The organism is Streptomyces sp. NPDC092952, assembly GCF_044754785.1.
Lineage (GTDB): Bacteria > Actinomycetota > Actinomycetes > Streptomycetales > Streptomycetaceae > Streptomyces.
This window is the reverse complement of sequence record NZ_JBIVPT010000002.1, coordinates 411,322-432,122: the sequence shown is the minus strand read 5'-3', so window position 1 is coordinate 432,122 and position 20,801 is coordinate 411,322. Positions and strand designations below refer to the sequence as shown.

Annotated in this window: 17 protein-coding genes; 7 read left to right on the top strand and 10 right to left on the bottom strand. The window is 70.7% G+C overall.

Features of this window, described 5'->3' with window-relative positions; translation table 11 throughout:
- Positions 1–146: 146 nt before the first annotated feature.
- The 4 genes from ACIQGQ_RS05885 to ACIQGQ_RS05870 all read right to left on the bottom strand — a co-directional run bounded on the left by ACIQGQ_RS05885 (position 147) and on the right by ACIQGQ_RS05870 (position 3,172).
- On the bottom strand, positions 147–1,175 hold the full coding sequence (locus ACIQGQ_RS05885) for an aspartate-semialdehyde dehydrogenase (RefSeq protein ID WP_402391141.1): 1,029 nt from the start codon (positions 1,173–1,175) through the stop codon (positions 147–149).
- 176 nt (positions 1,176–1,351) lie between these two features.
- Positions 1,352–1,525 carry a hypothetical protein gene (locus ACIQGQ_RS05880; RefSeq protein ID WP_402391138.1) on the bottom strand — a complete coding sequence of 58 codons (174 nt, stop codon included), beginning with the start codon at positions 1,523–1,525 and terminating at the stop codon, positions 1,352–1,354.
- A gap of 223 nt (positions 1,526–1,748) precedes the next feature.
- A complete protein-coding gene (locus ACIQGQ_RS05875) occupies positions 1,749–2,078 on the bottom strand; it encodes a hypothetical protein (protein WP_402391135.1) in 330 nt (109 codons plus the stop codon).
- A gap of 107 nt (positions 2,079–2,185) precedes the next feature.
- On the bottom strand, positions 2,186–3,172 hold the full coding sequence (locus ACIQGQ_RS05870; protein WP_402391133.1) for a LuxR C-terminal-related transcriptional regulator: 987 nt from the start codon (positions 3,170–3,172) through the stop codon (positions 2,186–2,188).
- Between the two features lie 403 nt (positions 3,173–3,575).
- Here ACIQGQ_RS05870 and ACIQGQ_RS05865 point away from each other — a divergent pair, with 403 nt between their 5' ends.
- Complete coding sequence (locus ACIQGQ_RS05865) at positions 3,576–4,274, top strand: hypothetical protein (protein ID WP_402391130.1); 699 nt, start codon at positions 3,576–3,578, stop codon at positions 4,272–4,274.
- 920 nt (positions 4,275–5,194) lie between these two features.
- Here the strand turns inward: ACIQGQ_RS05865 and ACIQGQ_RS05860 are convergent.
- A complete protein-coding gene (locus ACIQGQ_RS05860) occupies positions 5,195–8,506 on the bottom strand; it encodes a S8 family serine peptidase (protein WP_402391128.1) in 3,312 nt (1,103 codons plus the stop codon).
- Positions 8,507–8,858: 352 nt separating this feature from the next.
- A complete protein-coding gene (pepN, locus tag ACIQGQ_RS05855) occupies positions 8,859–11,456 on the bottom strand; it encodes an aminopeptidase N (RefSeq protein ID WP_402391125.1) in 2,598 nt (865 codons plus the stop codon).
- Between the two features lie 178 nt (positions 11,457–11,634).
- Here pepN and ACIQGQ_RS05850 point away from each other — a divergent pair, with 178 nt between their 5' ends.
- Positions 11,635–12,288: a disulfide bond formation protein DsbA gene (locus ACIQGQ_RS05850; protein ID WP_402391122.1), complete on the top strand. Its 654-nt coding sequence runs from the start codon at positions 11,635–11,637 to the stop codon at positions 12,286–12,288.
- 76 nt (positions 12,289–12,364) lie between these two features.
- Here the strand turns inward: ACIQGQ_RS05850 and ACIQGQ_RS05845 are convergent, their stop codons facing one another.
- Positions 12,365–13,582, bottom strand: coding sequence for an MFS transporter (locus ACIQGQ_RS05845; RefSeq protein WP_402391120.1), 1,218 nt, complete (start codon positions 13,580–13,582; stop codon positions 12,365–12,367).
- A 103-nt stretch (positions 13,583–13,685) separates the two neighbouring features.
- Between ACIQGQ_RS05845 and ACIQGQ_RS05840 the strand changes: the two genes are divergently transcribed.
- Positions 13,686–14,663 (top strand): transcriptional regulator, encoded by a 978-nt coding sequence (locus tag ACIQGQ_RS05840; RefSeq protein WP_402391117.1) that lies wholly within the window; start codon positions 13,686–13,688, stop codon positions 14,661–14,663.
- Positions 14,664–14,774: 111 nt separating this feature from the next.
- On the top strand, positions 14,775–15,734 hold the full coding sequence (locus ACIQGQ_RS05835; RefSeq protein WP_402391114.1) for an aminoglycoside phosphotransferase family protein: 960 nt from the start codon (positions 14,775–14,777) through the stop codon (positions 15,732–15,734).
- Positions 15,735–15,765: 31 nt separating this feature from the next.
- Here ACIQGQ_RS05835 and ACIQGQ_RS05830 read toward each other — a convergent pair whose 3' ends face one another.
- Together ACIQGQ_RS05830 and ACIQGQ_RS05825 are read right to left on the bottom strand one after the other, a co-directional pair.
- Positions 15,766–16,602 carry an MOSC domain-containing protein gene (locus ACIQGQ_RS05830; RefSeq protein WP_402391111.1) on the bottom strand — a complete coding sequence of 279 codons (837 nt, stop codon included), beginning with the start codon at positions 16,600–16,602 and terminating at the stop codon, positions 15,766–15,768.
- Positions 16,599–17,252 carry a CatB-related O-acetyltransferase gene (locus ACIQGQ_RS05825; RefSeq protein ID WP_402391109.1) on the bottom strand — a complete coding sequence of 218 codons (654 nt, stop codon included), beginning with the start codon at positions 17,250–17,252 and terminating at the stop codon, positions 16,599–16,601. The genes ACIQGQ_RS05830 and ACIQGQ_RS05825 overlap by 4 nt, the downstream gene beginning before the upstream one ends.
- A gap of 77 nt (positions 17,253–17,329) precedes the next feature.
- Here ACIQGQ_RS05825 and ACIQGQ_RS05820 point away from each other — a divergent pair, with 77 nt between their 5' ends.
- The 3 genes from ACIQGQ_RS05820 (at position 17,330) to ACIQGQ_RS05810 (ending at position 19,853) form a co-directional block, all read left to right on the top strand.
- Positions 17,330–17,998, top strand: a complete 669-nt coding sequence (locus ACIQGQ_RS05820; protein WP_402391106.1) for an O-methyltransferase — start codon at positions 17,330–17,332, stop codon at positions 17,996–17,998.
- Positions 17,999–18,099: 101 nt separating this feature from the next.
- On the top strand, positions 18,100–18,891 hold the full coding sequence (locus ACIQGQ_RS05815; RefSeq protein ID WP_402391103.1) for a hypothetical protein: 792 nt from the start codon (positions 18,100–18,102) through the stop codon (positions 18,889–18,891).
- Between the two features lie 83 nt (positions 18,892–18,974).
- Positions 18,975–19,853 (top strand): alpha/beta fold hydrolase, encoded by an 879-nt coding sequence (locus ACIQGQ_RS05810; RefSeq protein WP_402391100.1) that lies wholly within the window; start codon positions 18,975–18,977, stop codon positions 19,851–19,853.
- A gap of 124 nt (positions 19,854–19,977) precedes the next feature.
- Here the strand turns inward: ACIQGQ_RS05810 and ACIQGQ_RS05805 are convergent, their stop codons facing one another.
- Positions 19,978–20,619 (bottom strand): superoxide dismutase, encoded by a 642-nt coding sequence (locus ACIQGQ_RS05805; RefSeq protein WP_402391097.1) that lies wholly within the window; start codon positions 20,617–20,619, stop codon positions 19,978–19,980.
- Positions 20,620–20,801 lie beyond the last annotated feature (182 nt).

Below are 20,801 nucleotides of genomic sequence, written 5' to 3'. Positions count from 1 at the left end.
CCCGGACGGAGGAGGGTGTGGGGCGGGGCGTGGGGGGAGTCTGCGGAGGGTACGGCGGAGGGCGGCCACCCGGTGTGGGTGCCCGCCCTCCTCGCTCCGGCCCCTCGGGACCCCGGCCCTTCGGACCCTGGTCCCTTCCCGGGGCCTCAGCCCTTCAGCTCGTCCGCGACCAGCTCGGCGATCTGCACCGCGTTCAGCGCCGCGCCCTTGCGCAGGTTGTCGTTGGAGACGAAGAGCGCGAGGCCGTGCTCCAGCGTCTCGTCGACCCGGATGCGGCCGACGTAGGAGGGGTCCTGCCCGGCCGCCTGGAGCGGGGTCGGGATCTCGGAGAGCTCGACGCCCGGCGCGTCCTTCAGCAGCTCGTACGCCCGCTCCACGCCGATCGGGCGCTCGAAGCCCGCGTTGACCTGGAGGGAGTGGCCGGAGAAGACGGGCACCCGCACACAGGTCCCGGACACCTTCAGCTCCGGGATCTCCAGGATCTTGCGGGACTCGTTGCGGAGCTTCTGCTCCTCGTCGGTCTCGAAGGACCCGTCGTCCACGATCGAGCCGGCCAGCGGCAGCACGTTGAAGGCGATCGGACGCTTGTAGACGCCCGGCTCGGGGAAGTCGACGGCCCCGCCGTCGTGGGTGAGCCGCTCGGCGTCGGCGACGACCGCGGCGGCCTGGCCGTGCAGCTCGGCGACCCCGGCCACACCGGAACCGGACACCGCCTGGTAGGTGGCGACGGTCAGCGTCCGCAGCCCGGCCTCCTTGTGCAGCGGGCGCAGCACGGGCATGGCCGCCATCGTGGTGCAGTTCGGGTTGGCGATGATGCCCTTGGGCCGGTTGGCGACCGCGTGCGGGTTGACCTCGGAGACCACGAGCGGGACCTCGGGGTCCTTGCGCCACGCGGAGGAGTTGTCGATCACCACGGCGCCCTGCCCGGCGACCTTCTCGGCGAGCGCCTTCGACGTCGCGCCACCGGCCGAGAACAGCACGATGTCCAGACCGGTGTAGTCGGCCGTCGAGGCGTCCTCGACGGTGATCTCCCGGCCCTCCCACGCGATCGTGGAGCCCGCGGAGCGCGCCGAGGCGAACAGCCGCAGCTCGTCGGCCGGGAACTTCCGCTCGGCCAGGATCCTGAGCATGACTGTGCCGACCTGACCGGTGGCGCCGACGATTCCGACCTTCACAGGAACTCCTCCGAGCGTACGAACGGACACGGTTGCCGTGCCTGCCGCATCCATGATGCGTGGGGCCACGGCTTTCTTGTCCAGTCCATTGTCCGGGGTGTGGACAGCGAAGGGCATTCGGCCCGGCACGCCCGTGCCGGGCGCCGGCCCGGGGTGATCAGTCCCACAGGGGGAAGTCAGTCCCACACCCAGCTGCCGGTGCCGTCCCCGGGCGACTCCGTGCCCGTCGTCGCGGGCAGGGCCCCCTGGGTGTCGGTCCCGCTCGCCCGGACCTGCGCCACGGAATCGGACGGCGCCGACGTGACCCCCGCGGCGAGACCGGTGACCGCCAGCGGAATGGCGACCGCCACGGCGGAAACGATGGTTCTGGTTCTTGTTCCGATCGAGCTCTTCATTTCCCCACCCCTGTTTGAATTCTGCCGGGACGAATATCCCGGCGTGCCGGACAAGATTTCCGGCCGCATTGAAATCATGGAGGGGGGAGTGCCGGATGTCATCGGATTCCGCTGGCATCAGGGGGACGTGGCACTCGAATGCCAGGAAGCTGCCTCGAAGTGGAATCCAGGACTTCCACTACGGATAACGGAAGGGGGAATGGTCGGTCTCGCCGATGTCCTGGTTGAGCAGCAGGTCAGCCTGGCAGGACAGCAGGGACCAGCCACGCAACTCGTCCGCGGTCAGCCACTGCCGCCAGGCCTCGGCGGCGAGTCGTGTGGCGTGGTGCGGGTCGGCGGCCATGGTGAAGGTCATGGCCGCCAGCCGGTTCCCGTCGCGGCGCGCCGTCACATGGGCGACCGGTCCCCGGGAGGCTGCCCGGACGAACCGGGCGAGCGATCCGACCGCTGCGTCGGAGGGAGGGGCGGACGGATCCGCCGGGGTCAGGACTACGCGGATGGCATACACCTTTCGACCCTGGCAGACGTTCCCGTGAGGGGGTCTCCGTCACGTCGGCAGGTTGGGGCCATGGCCGGTGGGTGCCACGGCCCCGGCCGGTGCGGGTGCGGGGACGGTCAGAGCCAGCCCCGCCGTACCGCTTCGGCCCCGGCCTGGAACCGGCTCTGGGAGTCGAGACGCTTCATGAGCTCCGCCATGTTGCGGCGCACCGTCCTCAGGGAGACGCCCATCTTGCGGGCGACACCCTCGTCGGTGAGGCCGGATACGAGCATGCCGAGCAGCGCCAGCTCGCGGTGGCTCGGGGCCTCGCCGTTCGCGGCCTCGGGGGGCGTGCCGAGCTGAGCCGCCCCGGCCCACACCGTGTTGAACAGTTCGGTGAGTGCCGTCACGATGCTCGGGTACCGGATGAGGAAGGCGCCCTGTCTGCTGTCCTCCGTGTTCAACGGCAGGATCGCCACGCGCTGGTCGCACACGATCATGCGCATGGGAAGGGCCGGCACGGTCCGGGTCTCGCCCCCGACGGACGCGAGCCAGTCCGCGTAGCCGACGGTCGCCGTGTCGTTGCGCACACTGTCCAGGTACACGGTTCGCATACGGATGCCGCGGGACAGGTTCTGTTCGTCGAGCGGTCGACTGGCCTCCAGCGCCGCGGCGCTGAGCGCGCCGCCCGGAGCGAAGGTGCAGACCTCGGCCTTCGCACGCTGGGCGAGTTCCATCAGTCGCACCCGTACCGCGTCCACGCCCACCAGGTGTTCGATGCCGCTGTCGCCGCCGTGCAGGGCCAGCGTCGAGTACGCCGATGTCAGCGTCGAGAGCGCCAGGCGGTCCTGGGCCAACTTCGCCCGTCTGGCGTCCAGTTCCGCCTCCATGCGATGGAGCGCCGGGGCGAGCGCGACTTCCGGGCTGACCGGCACGAGACGCCCGGTCTCGTCGGTCGGTACATGGAGGAGGGAGAGTTCGGTGAGCCGGTCGAGCGTCGAGCGGACGTCCTCGTCGGACAGTCCCGTGTGCTTGGCGATGTCCTCGACTCCCCAGGCCGGTTGCTGGAGCAGTGCCGTGTACACGGCCTGGATGTGCGCGTCCAGCTCAAGGGACTTCAGCACCGGGGGCCTCCGGATTCGTTGCGTCGTGGGGAAATCGACGATCGAGCGGCTCAGCATATGCCGAAGGCAAGTGACAGGTGTAGACCTATCATTCCGGTCAAGTCGGATATAGGTGATCTATCTGATGGGTCATCGAACTTCATCGTTCTGGAAAAAGGTGCGGGATTCTGTGGTGGCTGGCAGCAGCGTGCCATGGCTCTTCGATGCCAAGAGGAAAGGTGGTCACCCGTCATTCGGGCGGCGTAGCTTTTGCAGCGTTCGAAGGCGGCTGACGAAAAGACAGCTCTCCAACATTTCCTTTTTCGATTTCACATCATGGGAGATCAAGGCTATGCACTCGATGATTCGTAAGGGTTCCATTGCCGCTGCTGGTGCGGGTCTTGCTGCGGCCATGCTCATCGGCGTGCCGGGCACGGCTGTCGCCGGCGGCGTGGAGCCGCCCGGCCCCACCACCACCGTTGAGAACTACATCGCCTACCTGGAAGGCAGGGCGCAGGCGGGCGATGCCGAGGCCAGTGAGATCGCCACGCAGTTCAAGGCTCTCTCGTTCATGGACCAGTTCAGGTTCCTCACGCTGATCAGCGACTCGAAGACGACTGAGGCGTATGCCCATGAGGTGAGCGAGATGGGCGACGAAGCCACCAATACGCCGCCCACGTCGGGATCGTCCACGAAGGTGCTCGGCCTGGGGCACGAGGTCGAGACCGTGACGGAGACCGGCGAGTCCGCAGAGCAGCCCGAGGGCCCCGTCGCGGCGGTTGCGGCTGCCTCCTACAAGGACATGTGGGCCTCGTACTCGGTCTACGACAAGATCTTCGGGATCAAGGTCACCCGGGTCACCATCCGCACGAACTACCAGGTCAAGGGAACGGACACGACCAAGGTCTATCCCGGTAGCGCCTCTCACTACAACTACGTCCCGGCCGCGTCGTTCTCCCACTCCCCCGTGAAGGAGTGGATCTCCTCCCCGCCCGCCGACAACGCCCAGTCGGAGACCGTCTGGACGGCCACATGGAAGGGCGGCCTCGGTTCCTGGTCCGCGCGCGAGCGGGTGTGGGGTGACTACCGCGGCTTCGTCGGCGGCTACCTGAAGGACTCGTAAGGAGCCTGCTCGAGGCGGTGGCGGCGGGCGGGGTCGCAGCCGGGGGAAGTGGACGTCGGGCGGTTCGTCGCCGTGTCGCTCCTGGTGGAAGGCGGGTTGTTCGAGGTGGCGGGACGGGCCGGAAGCCTGCTCCGCCATCATGACCCGCCGGGTGCGGGGGCTTCACTCCTGAACCGGGCGTGTGCGCCGACTCTGTTCCGCGCTACCGCGCGAAGAACGCGACAACCTCGCAGGACGTCCTCGCCGCCCTCGGCCCTGGTCCCTCTCGTGGTGAATGCCGGAGGGCTCTCCCTCCTCGATCTGTTGCTCCGCGGTGCTGTGTGCGGGGAGTGCACGCGATACGGACGGCCCTTTTGGCCCTGCCTGCCAGCAGTATCGATATTGCGCGGATCGCTCAGGTCCGTGAGGCGTTGGAATACCAGCCGGTCGATATTCTTACTGCTCGAACGGGTAAGGAGAGGGAAAGGGCCCCGTAATTACGTCTCGTAGGTTTTTGTTCGATCGAACGAGGGAGTGGATTCATGTACGGAACGATGGATACTGGAACCAAGGTCGCCATCTTTTTGGTGATTGCTTTGGTGGTCGCAGGAATTGCTGTCGGAGTCCGCTGGTTCAGGAAGGGTGCCCAAGAAGGCCCGTCGGGCAGCGAGTAGATGCGAGAGAAATCGCAGCTTCGCTGGTATCCGTGCCGACGGGCGGCTCTCGTGCAGTCGGTCTTCGATGTTTCCGGAATACGCTCCCGTGCTCGCTGACCGGCGCTGTTGGGTACGAGGTCGAAGCCCGCGATCGTCGCCTCCACCAGGGCGTCGGACAGCGCCGCCGACTCCACGACGCCCACCCGGGCACAGGACGGCGGGGCGGGAGCTCCGTAGAGCGCCCGCCCCGCCGCCTTGCCCGTCGTACGGATCACACTCCGGTCGTTACGGGACGACCTTCTCGATCACGACGCTCCCGGTGCCCGCGGCGGTGCCGCGGCTGTTCACCAGGTGGACCTCGCCGAAGAACTGCCGGCCCTCGGGGGCCGCACCGGCGGCCACGACCTCGGCGGCGATCTGCGTCGAGGCGCCGTTGGCCAGGTTCACGGCCTTCGACTCGTCGACCTTGATCGTGCCGAGCGACGGCGCGTAGTACACGTCGCGGTAGTCGTACGTGCTGGTCCCGGCCGGGACGTCGTAACCGTCGATCTGGATGGTGTACGTGCCCGGGGCGGGCTTCGCCAGGCTGACCGCCTCCTCGGATCCGGCGGTGGTCGACTTCCCGACCACCTTGCCGCCCAGGTAGACGTACAGGTCCAGGTCGGCGTTGGCGTCCGAGGTGTTGCCGATGGCCACGTCCAGCTTCTCGACGCCCTCACCGAGGGTGACCGTGAACTCCTGGGTGTCGCCCGTCTTGATCGAGGGCTTCTCGACGTTGGCCGAACCCAGCGAGCCGCCCTTCAGGCTGCCCTCCAGGTCACCGGAGACGTTGGTGGCCTTCCAGCTCACCGCGGCCGGCGTACCGATCTTCGCCTCGGCGATGGTCTGCACCGCCGGGTCGAAGGTGGCACCGAGCAGCGAGACATCCAGCTTGTACGGGTTGTCCAGCAGCGGCGAGGTACGCCGTGCCTCGACCTCGATCTCCCAGACGCCCGGCTGCGGGTCCTTGTACGAGCGGACGTCCGGACGGCAGGTGTTGGACGGGTTCTCGTAGTTCGGGTAGCAGTAGATCGTCGAGCTGTCCTCCACCGGAACCCCGTACGGGTGGATGGAGATGAAGCGGGTCTGGCTGCCCGAACGCAGCGCGCCGAGAGCGACCTCAAGGGTCTTGGCGCCCTCCGGCACGGTCAGGAAGTACGAGGTGCTGCTGTTGCGCTGCACCGAACCGGACGCCTTGAACGCGTACGTCGGCTTCACCAGCTCCTGGGAGACGATCACCGTGGTGAGGACCTGCTGGTCCACGCCCACGGTCTTGTTGTCGTCCACCTCCAGGATCGCGCTGTGCACACCGACGGTGCGCGGCTGCGCCTGCACCTTGACGGTGACGGGCTTGCCGAGCGGCAGGGCGACCGAGGCGGGGCCGGTCAGCTTGAACGTGCCGTCGTTGTTCTTCCACGACAGCTTGTGCTTGACGTCCTTGTCCGCGCCCGTGGTGCGGGTGAGGGTGACGTCGTACGACTTCTTCTGACCGACCTTCAGGCCGCCCTCGCGGTCGTAGAGGCCGGTGCCGAAGCCGGGGGTCTTGAGGTTGCCCGAGAGGGCCGTGTCGACCGGGGCCTTCACGGTGTACTCGTTCGCCGCGGCGCCCTGCTTCTTGATCAGCTTCCAGGCGTCGACGATGTTGATCAGACCGGCGCCCTGGGCGTGCGCGGGCACGTCCTTGATGTGGGTGGCGGAGCTGGTCAGCGCGGTGCGCAGGTCGGCCGGGGGCAGCTCGATGTGCTTCTGCTTCGCGGCGGACAGCAGCAGCGCGGTGGCACCGGCGGCCTGCGGCGAGGCCATCGAGGTGCCCTGGAGCATCGAGTAGCCGGCCGGCAGCGAGTAGCCCGCCTCCTTGACCGGGCCGCCGGGCAGCCAGGTCTGGGTGGTGTTGATCGCCGCACCGGGGGCGGTCAGGATCGGCGCGAAGCCGCCGTCCTCACGCGGACCGCGCGAGGAGAAGGGCAGCATGTCGTACTTCTTGGTGACGTTCGAGCCGTAGTTGGCGGCCCAGGTCTCCTTGGAGATGGACGCGCCGACGGAGATGACGTGGTCGGCGAGGCCGGGGTCACCGATGGTGTTGACACCCGGGCCGTCGTTGCCGGCCGAGATGACCAGCTGGACGCCGTACATGTCGACGAGCCGCTTGTAGAGCCTGGCGCGGGCGTTGTCACCGTCGTTCATCGCCGGCAGACCGCCGATCGACATGTTGACGACGTCGACACCGCGGTTCACGACGAGGTCGATCATGCCCTCGGTGAGCGCGATGTTGGTGCAGCCGCCGTCCCAGGTGCAGGCCCGCGAGGACACGATCTTCGCGCCCGGCGCGGCACCGTTCATCTTGCCGCCGAACAGGCCGTTCGCGGAGGTGATGCCCGCGACGTGGGTGCCGTGCTCGCTCTCGATGACACCGATGTTGACGTAGTCGGCGGTGTCACCGGCGGCGTTGTAGACGACCTTCTTGCGGTTCTCGACGACGAACGGGATGCGCTCGGAGACGTCGGTGCGCGGGTCGTCCTTGCCGAAGTAGGCGACCTGGTGCTTGTCCTTGTACGGGACCAGCTTGGTGTCGTCGGTGAAGTCCGCGTTGTCGTTCAGGTCGACGCGGGTGGTGCCGGTGACCGGGTCGTAGAGCACGGCCCACACGTCGGTGGTGTCGCCGTCCCGGTTCAGGTCGCCCGCCATGTCGCCGCCCTTGGTGGCGGCCTCGGCGAACAGCTTGATCCGGAAGTCGCCCTCGGGCGCCTTGTACGTACGGCCCTTGTAGGTGAAGACCGGGCCGGACACGGCGTCCGTCATCCGCAGCCAGGTGCCGTCGCCGTCGCTGACCGGGTCGGTCGCGGTGACCCAGTCGACGATCTTGCGCTCGCCGGTGGTGGTCTTCTGCAGCGCCGGGTGGCCCAGGTCGACACCGGAGTCGAGGATGCCGATGGTCACCCCGCGGCCGTCGGCCTTCGGGTTCTGCTTGACGAAGTCGACCGCGCCCGTCTCGAAGGACGGGTTGTACGGGTTCTTCGCAGGGGTCTTCTTGCCGGGCGCCGGGTAGGAACCGGTCGCCTTGACCGAGGCCCGGGCCTTGGCCGTGCTGTCCCCGGCGGGCGTCGGGTCGTCCAGCATGATCTCCTGCTTGAGATCGATGCCGTGGACGGACGACAGCTTGGAAGCCGCCTTGATGGTGGCCTCGGCGGTCGCGGTGGGCACGGTGGCCCGTACGTAGCCGAGCTTGTCGTAGGTGCGCCCCAGCACGGAGCCCTTGACGGCGTCCAGCTGCTTGGCGACCTGTGCGGTCGCACCGGGGGCGGTGGCGACCATCATCGTGATGTTCTTCTGGCCCTTGGCCTTGGCCTTGGCCAGGAGCTGCTCGTCGTGGCTGCCCAGCTTGTCGGCCGCGGCGCCCTTGGCCGCGGACTTGACGGGAGCGGTGTCGGCGGTGCCGGCGGCGAAGACGGGGGCGACACCGGTGGCGGCCAGCGCGGCCACCAGGCCGGCGGCCGCGACGACGCGGGCCGTGCGTCTCGCCCCGGGTATGGAGCGGGGGGCTTCGGAGGTCATCAGCATCCCTGGATCGGAAAGAGAGAGTCCGGAATTCGGTACCGGATGACCGCTCACCCTTTCGTAGATGGCAGGGGTTTGTGGAGAGTTGGAGGGGGTCAGATGTTGCCATGGCGGACTTCCGCCACCCGTTCTGATGCGCCATCAGGGACAAAAGGTGAATACGTGGCGCCCGTGGCCCGTGGTGACGATGGTTCAGGCATGGCGCCGCCATGTGTCCGCCGGGTACACGCCCGCCCGGCCGGGCGTCCGGGCCGGTGCGCGCACCCGCCGGGCGCACGGGAAAGGGCGTGCACCCGGGCACTCGGCCCCGGTACACGCCCTCCCGGCCTCTGCGGCCCCTCGGCTCTCCTCCGGGTCAGACCCCGGCCGCCGCCGTGTCGCAGGCCTGCGCCCGCAGCGCCCGCGCCAGGTCGTCCCGGGACTCCAGCACCAGCCGGCGCAGGGCGGGAGCCGCGTCCGCGTGGTCGGCCAGCCAGGCGTCCGTCGTCGCCAGCGTCGACGGGTCGTCCTGGAGCGACGGGAACAGGCCCCGCACCACGGCCATCCCGATCTGGATCGACCGGTCGGCCCAGACCTGCTCGATCGCCTCGAAGTACCGGCTCGCGTACGGCGCCAGCAGCTTCCGCTGCGAGGACTGTTCGAAGCCCGCGATCGTCGCCTCCACCAAGGCGTTGGACAGCGCCGCCGACTCCACGACGTCCGCCCAGGCGGCCGCCTTGACCTCGGCGGACGGCCGGGAGGCCAGGCACCGCACCTGGTGCCGCTCACCGGACGCGGTGTCGTCGCGGGCCAGTTCGGCCGCGATCGCCGACGCGTCGGCCACCCCGTGCGCGGCCAGCGGGGACAGGAACGCCCACCGCAGCTCCTGGTCGACGTCGAGCCCGTCGATCCGGGCCGAACCGTCCAGCAGCCCGCTCAGCAGCTGGAAGTCCGCGTCCGAGCCGGCGACCGACGCGAAGAACCGCGCCCACGCCAACTGGTGCTCACTGCCCGGCTCGGCGATCCGCAGCTCCCGCAGCGCCCCCTCGGACAGCGCCCGGCCGCCCTCCTCGCGCCAGTCCGGCGCCGCGTACTGCACCAGCGCGGTCCGGGTCCAGGTGTGCAGCATCTGGAGCACCCCGATGTCGGACTCCCGGCCCGCGAAGGCCAGCACCAGCGCGACGAAGTCGCGGGCCGGCATAAGCCCGTCCCGGGTCAGGTTCCACAGCGCCGACCAGCACAGTGCCCGCGCGAGCGGGTCCGTGATGTCGCCCAGGTGCTCCCGCAGCGTGGCCAGCGACACCTCGTCGAAGCGGACCTTGCAGTACGTGAGGTCGTCGTCGTTGACCAGGATCAGCTCGGGCCGCTCGGCCCCCGCCAGCTCCTCGATCACCGTGCGCATCCCCGCCACGTCCGCCTCGGCGCGCGCGTACCGCACCAGGTTCCCGTCGGCGGCGCGGCGGTACAGCCCGACCGCGACCCGGTGCGGGCGCAGCTCCGGGTGCGACTCGGCCGCCTCCTGGATCACCGCCAGCTCCGTGATCCGGTCGGCGGCGTCGTACGTCACGACCGGGGTCAGCGAGTTGACGCCCGCGGTCTGGAGCCACGCCCGCGACCAGGCGGTCATGTCCCGGCCGGAGGTCTCGGCCAGTACGGACAGCAGGTCGCCCAGCCGGGTGTTGCCGTAGGCGTGCTTCTTGAAGTAGCGCCGGGCGCCCTCCAGGAACGCGTCCCGCCCCACGTACGCCACCAGCTGCTTCAGCACCGAGGCGCCCTTGGCGTAGGTGATGCCGTCGAAGTTGAGCTTGGCGTCCTCCAGGTCACGGATGTCGGCCGTGATCGGGTGGGTGGACGGCAGCTGGTCGGCGCGGTACGCCCAGGACTTCCGGTTGTTGGCGAAGGTGATCCAGCCGTCCTTGAACCGGGTCGACTCCACCATGGAGAACGCGCCCATGAAGTCGGCGAAGGACTCCTTCAGCCACAGGTCGTCCCACCACTGCATGGTGACGAGGTCGCCGAACCACATGTGCGCCATCTCGTGCAGGATGACGTTGGCCCGGCTCTCGTACGCCGCGCGCGTCACCTTGCCGCGGAAGATGTACTCCTCCCGGAACGTGACGCAGCCCGGGTTCTCCATCGCGCCCAGGTTGTACTCCGGCACGAAGGCCTGGTCGTACTTGCCGAACGGGTACGGGTAGTCGAAGTTGTCGTGGAAGAAGTCCAGGCCCTGCTTGGTGATCAGGAAGATGTCGTCCGCGTCGAAGTGCCGGGCCAGGCCCTTGCGGCACATCGCGCCGAGCGGGATCTCCAGCGTGCTGCCGTCCTCGAACGTGCGGCTGTAGGAGTCCGTCACGTAGTGGTACGGACCGGCCACGACCGCCGTGATGTACGTGGAGATCGGCTTCGTCTCGGCGAACCGCCAGACGCCGCCCTCCCGGGACTCCTCCGCCCCGTTGCTCCAGACCGTCCAGCCCTCGGGCGCCGTCACCCGGAAGCGGTAGGGGGCCTTGAGGTCGGGCTGCTCGAAGTTGGCGAAGACGCGCCGGGCGTCGGCCGGTTCGTACTGCGTGTAGAGGTAGACCTCGCCGTCCTCCGGGTCGACGAAGCGGTGCAGCCCCTCACCGGTCCGGCTGTACGCGCACTGCGCGTCGACCACCAAGGTGTTCTCTCCCTCGGGCAGCCCGTCCAGCGCGACCCGGGTACCGTCGAAGACGGCCGACGCGTCGAGCTCCCGCCCGTTCAGGGTCACCGCGTTCACGGACGGCGCCACCAGGTCCGCGAAGGTCGAGGCCCCCGCGCGCGCGTTGCGGAACCGGATCGTCGTCACCGAACGGAAGGTGAGCGGACCGGCGTCCTCGCCCCCGTCGGGACCGCCGACGGCGGAACGCAGATCGAGCTCGACCTCGTAACCGTCGACGCTCAGCAGCTCGGCCCGCTCGCGGGCCTCGTCACGGGACAGGTTCTCACCGGGCACGGGCACACTCCTTTGTGTCACGTTCGAATACTTTGATCCTCCCATGCCGGTCCCGGGCCCGGCCCATGGGAATGACCGGTGCGTCCCGCGGCGTTTCCGCGCACGGATGTGATCACGCTTCATGAACCGTTCCCGCGCATCACGCCTACGCCTACGCACACGCTTACGAGGAGAGACGATGTCCGACACCACCGCGGCGACCGCGACCGGCAAGACCCCCGTCGACTTCTGGTTCGACCCGCTCTGCCCCTGGGCCTGGATGACCTCCCGCTGGATGCTGGAGGTGGAGAAGGTCCGTGACGTCGAGGTCCGCTGGCACGTGATGAGCCTGTCGGTGCTCAACGAGGACCGGATCGACGAACTGCCCGAGGAGTACCGCGAGCTGCTGGAGAAGGGCTGGGGCCCGGTCCGGGTCGTCGTCGCCGCCCAGCAGAAGCACGGCGACGCCGTCGTCGGCCCGCTCTACACCGCGCTCGGCACCCGCTTCCACAACCAGGGCGAGGGCGCCACCCCCGAGGCGGTCCTGGGTGCCCTCCAGGACGTCGGCCTCCCCGCCGAGCTGGCGGAGTTCGCGGACTCGGACGTCTACGACACCGAGCTGCGCGCCTCCCACAAGGAGGGCATCGACAAGGTCGGCCAGGACGTCGGCACCCCGGTCATCGCCGTTCCCGGCGCGGACGGCGAGCAGATCGCCTTCTTCGGCCCGGTCGTCACCCCCGCCCCGAAGGGCGAGGCGGCGGCGAGGCTGTGGGACGGCACGCTGCTGGTGGCGTCGACCCCCGGCTTCTACGAGATCAAGCGGACCCGCACCGAGGGCCCGATCTTCGACTGATCCCGCCGGGCGGCGCCGGCCGCCGCCCGGACGCGGCACGGTGCGGGACCGGACGAGCCCCGGCCCCGCACCGCGCTCACCCCGCGCCCGCCGCTCCCCGCGCCGAGGGGCGGGGCAGGGAGCCCGTGGCCCCGGCCGCCCGGCGCCCGGCCGCGGACAGGGCCAGGGTCACCGCCAGCGAGGCCACCGCCACCGCCGTCATCGCCGAGGCCGGAGAGGTCCACTGGGCGAGGCTCCCGGCCAGCGCCGCCGCGACGCCCTGCAGGGTGAGCATCCCCGAGGAGTGCAGCCCCAGCGCCTGCCCGGTGAACTCGTCCGGGGTCAGCTCCATCAGCCGTTCCTGGTACAGCAGGCTCGCCGCGAAACCCACCGAGGCGAGCGCCGCCAGGGCGGACGCCACGGGCAGCGCCGGACGCACCGCGAAGAGCAGGTACGGGACGGCCAGCAGCAGCTGCAACGGCGTGGCCAGCCGGCCCCGCCAGGACCGGCCGGAGACGAACCGGCCCGCCACCGTGTCCCCGACGAGCATCCCCAGCGCGGCACAGGCGAAGAGCAGCCCGGCATGGGCGGGCGCGTACGGGACGAACAGCGACTCGCAGCCGACGACCAGCCCGTTCGGCACCCAGAGCGCGAGGTAGGTCCGGCGGCGCGGCCCCGAGGACCACAGCACGGCGTTGATCCGCCAGGTCTCGGCGGGCGTCGGCCGCCCCGTGGCGCGCGGCGGCCGACGCGCCAGCCCGAACCGGGCGACCGCCGCGCCCACCAGGTACAGGGCGGCGGCGACCAGCAGCGCCCCGCGCGCGGAGACCGCCGCCACCAGCAGCCCGCCGCACGCGAAGCCGCCGATCTGGGTGAGCCCGGTGCTCATGTTCAGCACGGAACGCCCCAGCAGATAACCGTCCTTGGGCAGCACCTCGTTCAGCAGCCCGTACCGCACCCCACCGCCCACCGCGGCGACCACCCCCTGGACCAGGATGATCGCGAAGGCCGCCGGGAGCGGCAGCCCGGGAACGGCGAGTACGGCGGTGGCCAGGGCGAAGACGAGGGACAGGCCGGTCGTCGCGGCCCGCGGCGGCAGCCGGTCCGCCGCCGACATCAGCAGCGCCGCACCGATCACCTGGGCGAGCGAGGAGCCGAACATGGACACGGCGGCCAGCAGCGGCGACGCGGTCGCGGCGTAGACCAGGGTGGCGAGGGCCAGCCCGCTCATCGTCGACGCGGCCACCTGTGCGGCGCCGACCGCGAAGAGCGGACCGAACTGCGGCGTGCGGAAGAGTTCCCGATAGGTGCGCATGCGGGGAGTCTCGGAGGAGGCACGCGTCGGGCGTTACTGTTTCGCGCGGTGGCGAAACGTTCGGGTGGCCGCGTCGACGACGAGCGGGGAGGCGCGGGCACCCATGGGCCTGTGGCGGATCGATACGGACACCCTGGCCGGGAGCCGGTTCGTCGTCTCGCCGCTCGCCGAGACCATCGCCGCGCTGCACGCCCTGGAGCGGGGGCGGCCCGCGCACCCCGGCGAACGGGCCTGGCTCGGAGCCCATCTGCCCGCCTACCGCGCCCGGCGGGCGGCCGACCCGGTCGCGGCCCGACTCGTCACGGCGGGGCTCGGCGGCAGCTGGAACGCGGACTTCCTGACCCCCACCCCGCTGGGCGAGGGCACCCCCGGCTTCGAGGAGGAGCTGGGCCCGGTCAGGGCGACCACCCCGGGGCGCGCCCGCGCCGACCTGCTGGTCTCGCTGGGCGGCGGCCCCCTCCCACCGCTCCTGGACCGTGACGACCTGGCACAGCGCGCCGCCGACGTCCTGGAGTGGGTCTGGTGCCGCACCGTGCTGCCGGACTGGCCGCGCCGCCGCCGGATCATCGAGGCGGACATCGTGGCCCGCACCGGCCAGCTGAGCCAGGGCGGCTGGGCCGCCGCCCTGAGCGGCCTGCGCCCCGGGACGCGGTGGCTGGGCGACGGCCGGCTGCGGATCAACGCGCACGACTACCCGACGAAGCAACTGTCGGGCGTACGGCTGCTGTTCGTCCCGGTCACCCAGCACGCGGGCTGGGTCTCCTGGGACGACGGCGCCGAACGGTACGCGGTGGTCTACCCCTGCTCCGGAACCCTGGCCCACCCGGACCGGGCGCGGGTGCCGGACAGCCTCGCCCGCCTCCTCGGCCCCGCCCGCGCCACGGTCCTGGTCCTCCTCGCCACCCCGAAGAGCACCACGCAGCTCGTGGCCCTGACCGGCCAGGCCCTCGGCTCGGTCGGCCGCCATCTCAGGATCCTCCTGGACAGCGGCCTGACCGCCCGCCGCCGGGTGGGCCGCTCGGTCCTCTACTTCCGCACGGAGACCGGCGACGCCCTGGTCTCCGCCCAACGAGCCCTCTGACCGGCCGTCCTCGGTGCCCGGAGCCACACACACGGCCCGCACGCGCTCGTGGGGGACCCGCGCTCCTCGTCGGAGGCCGCACAGCGGGGCGTACGGCTACGGTGGGTCCGTATGACCCACACCGACACCGAGATCACGGCGGAACTCGTCCGCGACCTGCTGCGCGACCAGCACCCCGACCTGGCCGACCGCCCGGTGCGGCTCGGCGCGCGGGGCTGGGACAACCAGCTCTGGCGCCTCGGGGACGACCTCGCGGTACGGCTGCCCTGGGCGACGGAGTCCGCGGACGAGCTGCTGCTCAAGGAGCACGCCTGGATGCCCGTCCTCGCCCCGGGACTTCCCCTGCCGGTTCCCGTGCCGCAGCGCCTCGGCGAGCCGTCCGCGCGGTACCCCCGGCCCTGGATCGTCACCACCTGGGTGCCGGGCACACCCGCCGACCTCGCCCCGGCCACCAGCGACGCGTCGGCCGACGCACTGGCGGCGTTCCTGACCGCCCTCCACCGGCCCGCCCCCGCAACGGCACCGGCCGGCCGCGCCCGGGGCGGACCGCTGACCGAGTGGGACGGACACTTCACCGGGCTGCTCGACGCGGCGGCCGGGCGGGGGCTGGTCCCCGACCCCGGCACCGTCCGGGCCGTCTGGGACGACGCCCTCGCCGCACCCGGCTGGGACGGGCCGCCGCTGTGGATCCACGGCGACCTGCACGCGGCCAACGTCCTCACCGAACACGGCACCCTCTGCGGCGTCATCGACTTCGGTGACCTCTGCACCGGCGACCCGGCCTACGATCTCGCCGCCGCGTGGACCCTGCTGCCCGACGGCGCGGCCGACCGCTTCTTCGCCGCCTACGGACCGGCCGTGGACTCCGCGACCCTGCTCCGGGCCCGGGGCATCGTGGCGCACCGAGCCCTGGTCTGCATCGAGATCGGGGACGCCGGTACGCACGGACGCCCCGGCGGCAAACCCACCTGGGGCCCGCCCGGCCAGGCCGCGCTGCGACGCCTCGCCGCGACGGCGGCCGACTTCCGGACGGCGTCGGAGCGGCCGCCGGCCCGGTCCGCGGAGGAATGAGGGCCGGGGCCCCGCGCGTCGCGGCGGCCGGCTACGCGCCGAACCATTCGACGACCTCGACCGCGTCCCCGACCCGGATCGCGCCCTCGCACACCACCGCGTTCTTCGCGCCGAAACTGACCTTGTTCCGGTACTCCGGTTCGCGCCGGTACGTCGAGAGGGTCCGGATCGGCTCCGGGCCCGCGCGGTGCCCGGTCGACTGGTCGACCATCGGCACGGCGCAGCGCATCGCCCGCACCGAGTGGGCGAGTTCGACGTCACCGATGGTCATCCGGCGCACCCGGTCCTCGAAGTGCGGGGCGTCGTCGCCGGTCAGGACGATGTTGGGGCGGAAGCGGTCCATCGGGACCGGTTCCGCGTCGCCCCGGGCGACGATCCGGTCGTTGAGGTGGTCCAGGGAGGCCGTCGAGGCGACCAGTACCGCGTGGGCGTCGGCGAAGTTGACCTTGCCGGGGGTGTCGCCCCAGCCGTCGCGGTCGAAGCCGGGGGCCACCCGCACCAGACGGGACCTGACGCCGAGCGCGTCGGAGAACCACTCCGCGACCGCGTCCCCCTGGTCCACCGCCGTACCGAGCGGGCGGTCGAACATGCTGACCTCGCGGCGCGGACCGTTCCGGTCCACCTCCAGGCGCAGCGCCCCGGCCCCTTCGGCCGACAGGGCCAGCGCCGCGCCGCCGTCCAGGACCTCGACCCGGACGGCGGCCATGGCGGGGTGCGTGCGCTGGCTGCGGAAGGCGCCGTCCGCCGCGTCCACCACCATGAAGGTCCGGTCGTGCTCCAGGCCGGTGCCGAGGACCAGCGCCGAGTCGACGACGGTTCCGGCGCAGCCCTTGACCGGGTAGTACGCCAACTCGCGGACGGTGATCATGGTGCGATGCCCTCCGGGGCGGCCGCTTCGAGCGCGTCGACGCTGCCGGACATGATGGTGCGGATGTGCTGGGTGAGGTGATCGAGGGGCCAGTCCCACCAGGCGACGGCGAGCAGCCTGGCGATGGTCTCCTCGTCGTAGCGGGTCCGTATGAGGCGGGCCGGGTTTCCGCCGACGATGCCGTAGTCGGGCACGTCGGAGGTGACGACGGAACCGGCGCCGATGATCGCGCCGTGCCCGATCCGCACGCCCGGCATCACCATCGAGCCGTAACCGAACCAGACGTCGTTGCCGACCACCGTGTCGCCCCGCGAGGGCAGCCCGGTCAGCAGGTCGAAGTGGTCGGTCCAGGAGCCGCCCATGGACGGGAACGGGAACGTGGACGGGCCGTCCATCCGGTGGTTGGCGCCGTTCATGATGAACCGCGTGCCCGTCCCCAGCGCGCAGAACTTCCCGATGACGAGCTTCTCCGGGCCGTAGTGGTACAGCACGTTGCGGGTCTCGAACCCGGTGGCGTCGTCCGGGTCGTCGTAGTACGAGAAGTCCCCGACCTCGATCAGCTCCGACTTCACCAGGGGCTTCAGCAGGACGACCCTGGGCTGTCCGGGCATCGGGTGCAGGGCAGTGGGATCGGCGTGATCACGGCTCATGGCGCCCATCATCGCATCCACCCCGCATGAGGTAAGTTCCTCTTGGGAACTCACTGATGCGCGAGAGAGGGGCAGTCATGACGGACGTGCGATGGGCCGAGGTGGACGGCTACTTCAACGGCCTGCTGGTGGGGCCGGACGAGGTTCTGGACGCGGCGGTGGCGGCGAGCGGGGCGGCGGGACTTCCGGCGATCCAGGTCGCCGCCAACCAGGGCAAGCTGCTGAACCTGCTGACCCGGTTGCAGGGGGCGCGCAGGGTGCTGGAGATCGGCACCCTCGGCGGCTACAGCACCATCTGGCTGGCCCGTGCGCTGCCGGAGGGCGGCAAGGTCGTCACGCTGGAGGCCGACCCGGCGTACGCGGAGGTCGCCCGGGCCAACTTCGAGCGGGCGGGCCTCGCGGACGTCGTCGAGGTCCGGGTCGGCCGCGCCCTCGACACGCTGCCCGAGCTGGCCGCGGAGGAGCCGGAGCCGTTCGACGTCGTGTTCATCGACGCCGACAAGCCGAGCAACCCCGAGTACCTGGCCTGGTCGCTGAAGCTGACCCGGCCCGGGAGCCTGATCGTCGCGGACAACGTCGTACGCGACGGCGAGGTGGCCGACGCCACCAGCGACGACCCGAAGGTGCAGGGCGTCCGCCGGTTCACCGAACTCGTCGCGGCCGAACCGAGGCTGAGCGCGACCGCGCTCCAGACCGTCGGCGAGAAGGGCTACGACGGCCTGATGATGGCACTGGTCACCGGCTGAACACCCTCTGGCATGCTGATGCCTGTTTTCACAGGTGGTTCACGTGAGGGACGCATGACTCACGTGAACCACATGGTTCTTGGGCAGAGGGGTGCGTCGGGGTGGGGACGAGGGGAAGGGCGGCGGCCGCGGTGCTGTGCGCCGCCGTTCTGGCCGGCGGGCTGGCGGGCTGCGGCGGATCGGACGGGGCGGACGGGTCCGGGGGCGGTGCCCCGTCCGGGGCGGCCGCCATGAGCGATACGCAGCGGATGAACGAGTCGCTCAAGCTGTTCAAGGGCTACCGCTCCTTCCGTATGAAGGGCGAAGTCCTCCAGCCGATAACGAGGGTGGTCGACCTGACCGCCGACCGGCAGGGCAACTGCGTCGGTACTTACGCGGACTCGCGGGTTCCCAACGATGTCGTCATCACGGGTGGTCGCGCCTGGGTGCGCTACGGCGAGGAGAGCCAGAAGCAGTTGCGCGAGCTCGCGAAGGCGGCCGCGCCGGACAAGCTGGCCGCCGTCGACGAGGCGCTCGCGAAATCCCGAGGGAAGTACATCGAGTACTCCGCCGAGGACGTCCTGAAGGACCCGGGACTCTCGCTCTGCGCGCTCGATACGGCGTTCGCGGGGGTCCCGGCGAAGGCCGACAAGGCGAAGAAGAGGGGAAACCCGGAATCCCAGGGTGGTGTGCGAACCGTTCAGATCGCGCACGGGACCGGCATCGGCGAGGTGTCGGTGTACGTGGCGGAGAAGGGCGGCAATGAACCCCACGGTATCGACTTCACTCTTGGAGATGTCCCCGTGATGCTCGAACTGGACGCGTACGACAAGCCGGTCGTCGCCAAGCCGCCGAAGCCCTCGGAGACCGTGCAGGCGAAGGACCTCCCCGCACTGGATGTGCTCGCAGACTGAGGAGGGTCCGTAGTGGCCGGACCGGTGCGGGCCCGCCCGGAACCCCTTCGACACCGGGGCTGGGCGCGGTCATGATCGAATGTATGAGTTCGTATGTGTGTGACCCGATTCGTGCAGGTGTGCAGCGGCTGCCGGGAGGGCGGCTGCTGGGGTGGGCCGAGTGGGGGCCCGAGGACGGGGTGCCGGTGCTGTTCTCGCCCGGGGCGGCCACCAGCCGGCACCTCGGGTTCGGCGCCGGTGCCGTGGACCGGCTCGGGGTGCGGCTGGTGGCCGTCGACCGGCCGGGCCTGGGCGCCTCCTCGCCCGCCCCGGGCCGGACGTTCGGCGACTTCGCCGAGGACATCCGGGCGTTCGCCGCCCTGCGGGGCCTCGGGCAACGGCCGCTGATGGCCGGAAACTCGCAGGGAGCGCCGTTCGCGCTGGCGTGCGCAGCGGCCGGGGTGGTCGGGGCGCTCGCGGTGGTCTCCGGTGCGGACGAGGTCGCCGATCCGGGATTCGCCGACGCGCTCCCGGCGGAGCTGCGGCGCCTGGTGGACCTGGCCGTCACCGACCCGGCCGCCGCCGAAGGGCTCTTCGCCGGGTTCACCGCACAGGCGATGCTGGACATGGTCATGTCCAGCAGCCCGGAGTGCGACCTCGCGGTCTACCGGGAGCCCGGGTTCGCCGCCGCGTACCGGCGCGCCCTCGACGAGGCGTTCGCGCAGGGCACCGGGGGGTACGCCCGGGACACCGTGCTGGCCATGGGGCGCTGGGGGATCGGGCTGTCGGACATCGCTGTACCCGTCGACCTCTGGTACGGCGCCGAGGACACCGGCCACTCGCCCGACCAGGGGGTCCGGCTGACCGCGCGCATCCCGGGCGCGGTCCGGCACCTGGTGCCGGAGGCCGGCGGGGCGGTGCTCTGGACCCATGCCGAGCAGGTGCTCAGCACCCTTCTGGCCCACGCCGCCCCCGCCCCCTGAGCCCGCGGAACGCGACAGAAGGGCCCCCGCCTGTCACGTCCAGGCGGGGGCCCTCCCTCCATCCGCCTGCCGGGTGAAAGTTGAGAAGACGATCACGAGGCAGGACGATTCACACGCCGCCCGGTCAGGGGGCGAGCAGCAGCACGTCGGCGCGCTCCTTGGCGGCCGCGTAACGCTTGGCCACGTCCTGCCAGTTGACGACGGCCCACATCGCGTCGATGAAGTCGACCTTCTGGTTCTTGTACTGGAGGTAGAAGGCGTGCTCCCAGGCGTCGAAGACCAGGACCGGGGTGGAGCCCTGGCCCACGTTGCCCTGGTGGTCGTAGACCTGCTCGACGATCAGCTTGCCGCTGACCGGCTCGTACGCGAGGACACCCCAGCCGGAACCCTGCGTGGTGGCCGCGGCCTTCGTCAGCTGGGCCTTGAAACCGGCGAACGAGCCGAAGGACTCGGTGATCGCGTCCGCCAGGTCGCCGACGCCGTCCGCCGCGAGCGGCTCGCCACCGCCGTCGCCGGTCATGTTGTGCCAGTAGATCGAGTGCAGGATGTGGCCGGAGAGGTGGAACGCCAGGTTCTTCTGGAGCCCGTTGATCGCCCCCCAGGCGCCCTTGTCGCGCGCCTCCTCCAGCTGCTCCAGGGTGTCGTTCGCGCCCTTCACGTACGCGGCGTGGTGCTTGTCGTGGTGGAGCTCGACGATCTGCGGATTGATGACCGGTTCGAGCGCCGCGTAGTCGTACGGGAGTTCCGGGAGCGTGTACGTGGCCATGTGATCGAACCCTCCAGCTGCTTACCTGTGGTTATTGCAACCTATATGCAAGAGCATCCTAAGGGTAGGAGGGTTCCGTCCGTGATCAGTCCTTCGGCCTAGGCCCTGTCTTCAAACTGCCGTCTGCCGTGCGGCGCCCGGCCCGCACGCTCGCCGCGTTGTCGGAGTCGTCCCCGTACGCC

Excerpts from the sequence above, each read along its gene's own strand:
- ACIQGQ_RS05825 (WP_402391109.1), bottom strand. The coding sequence starts at position 17,252 with ATGAGCCGTGATCACGCCGATCCCACTGCCCTGCACCCGATGCCCGGA.
- ACIQGQ_RS05805 (WP_402391097.1), bottom strand. The coding sequence starts at position 20,619 with ATGGCCACGTACACGCTCCCGGAACTCCCGTACGACTACGCGGCGCTC.
- ACIQGQ_RS05845 (WP_402391120.1), bottom strand. The coding sequence starts at position 13,582 with ATGCGCACCTATCGGGAACTCTTCCGCACGCCGCAGTTCGGTCCGCTC.
- ACIQGQ_RS05860 (WP_402391128.1), bottom strand. The coding sequence starts at position 8,506 with ATGCTGATGACCTCCGAAGCCCCCCGCTCCATACCCGGGGCGAGACGC.
- ACIQGQ_RS05830 (WP_402391111.1), bottom strand. The coding sequence starts at position 16,602 with ATGATCACCGTCCGCGAGTTGGCGTACTACCCGGTCAAGGGCTGCGCC.
- ACIQGQ_RS05835 (WP_402391114.1), top strand. The coding sequence starts at position 14,775 with ATGACCCACACCGACACCGAGATCACGGCGGAACTCGTCCGCGACCTG.
- ACIQGQ_RS05840 (WP_402391117.1), top strand. The coding sequence starts at position 13,686 with ATGGGCCTGTGGCGGATCGATACGGACACCCTGGCCGGGAGCCGGTTC.
- ACIQGQ_RS05810 (WP_402391100.1), top strand. The coding sequence starts at position 18,975 with ATGAGTTCGTATGTGTGTGACCCGATTCGTGCAGGTGTGCAGCGGCTG.
- ACIQGQ_RS05820 (WP_402391106.1), top strand. The coding sequence starts at position 17,330 with ATGACGGACGTGCGATGGGCCGAGGTGGACGGCTACTTCAACGGCCTG.
- ACIQGQ_RS05850 (WP_402391122.1), top strand. The coding sequence starts at position 11,635 with ATGTCCGACACCACCGCGGCGACCGCGACCGGCAAGACCCCCGTCGAC.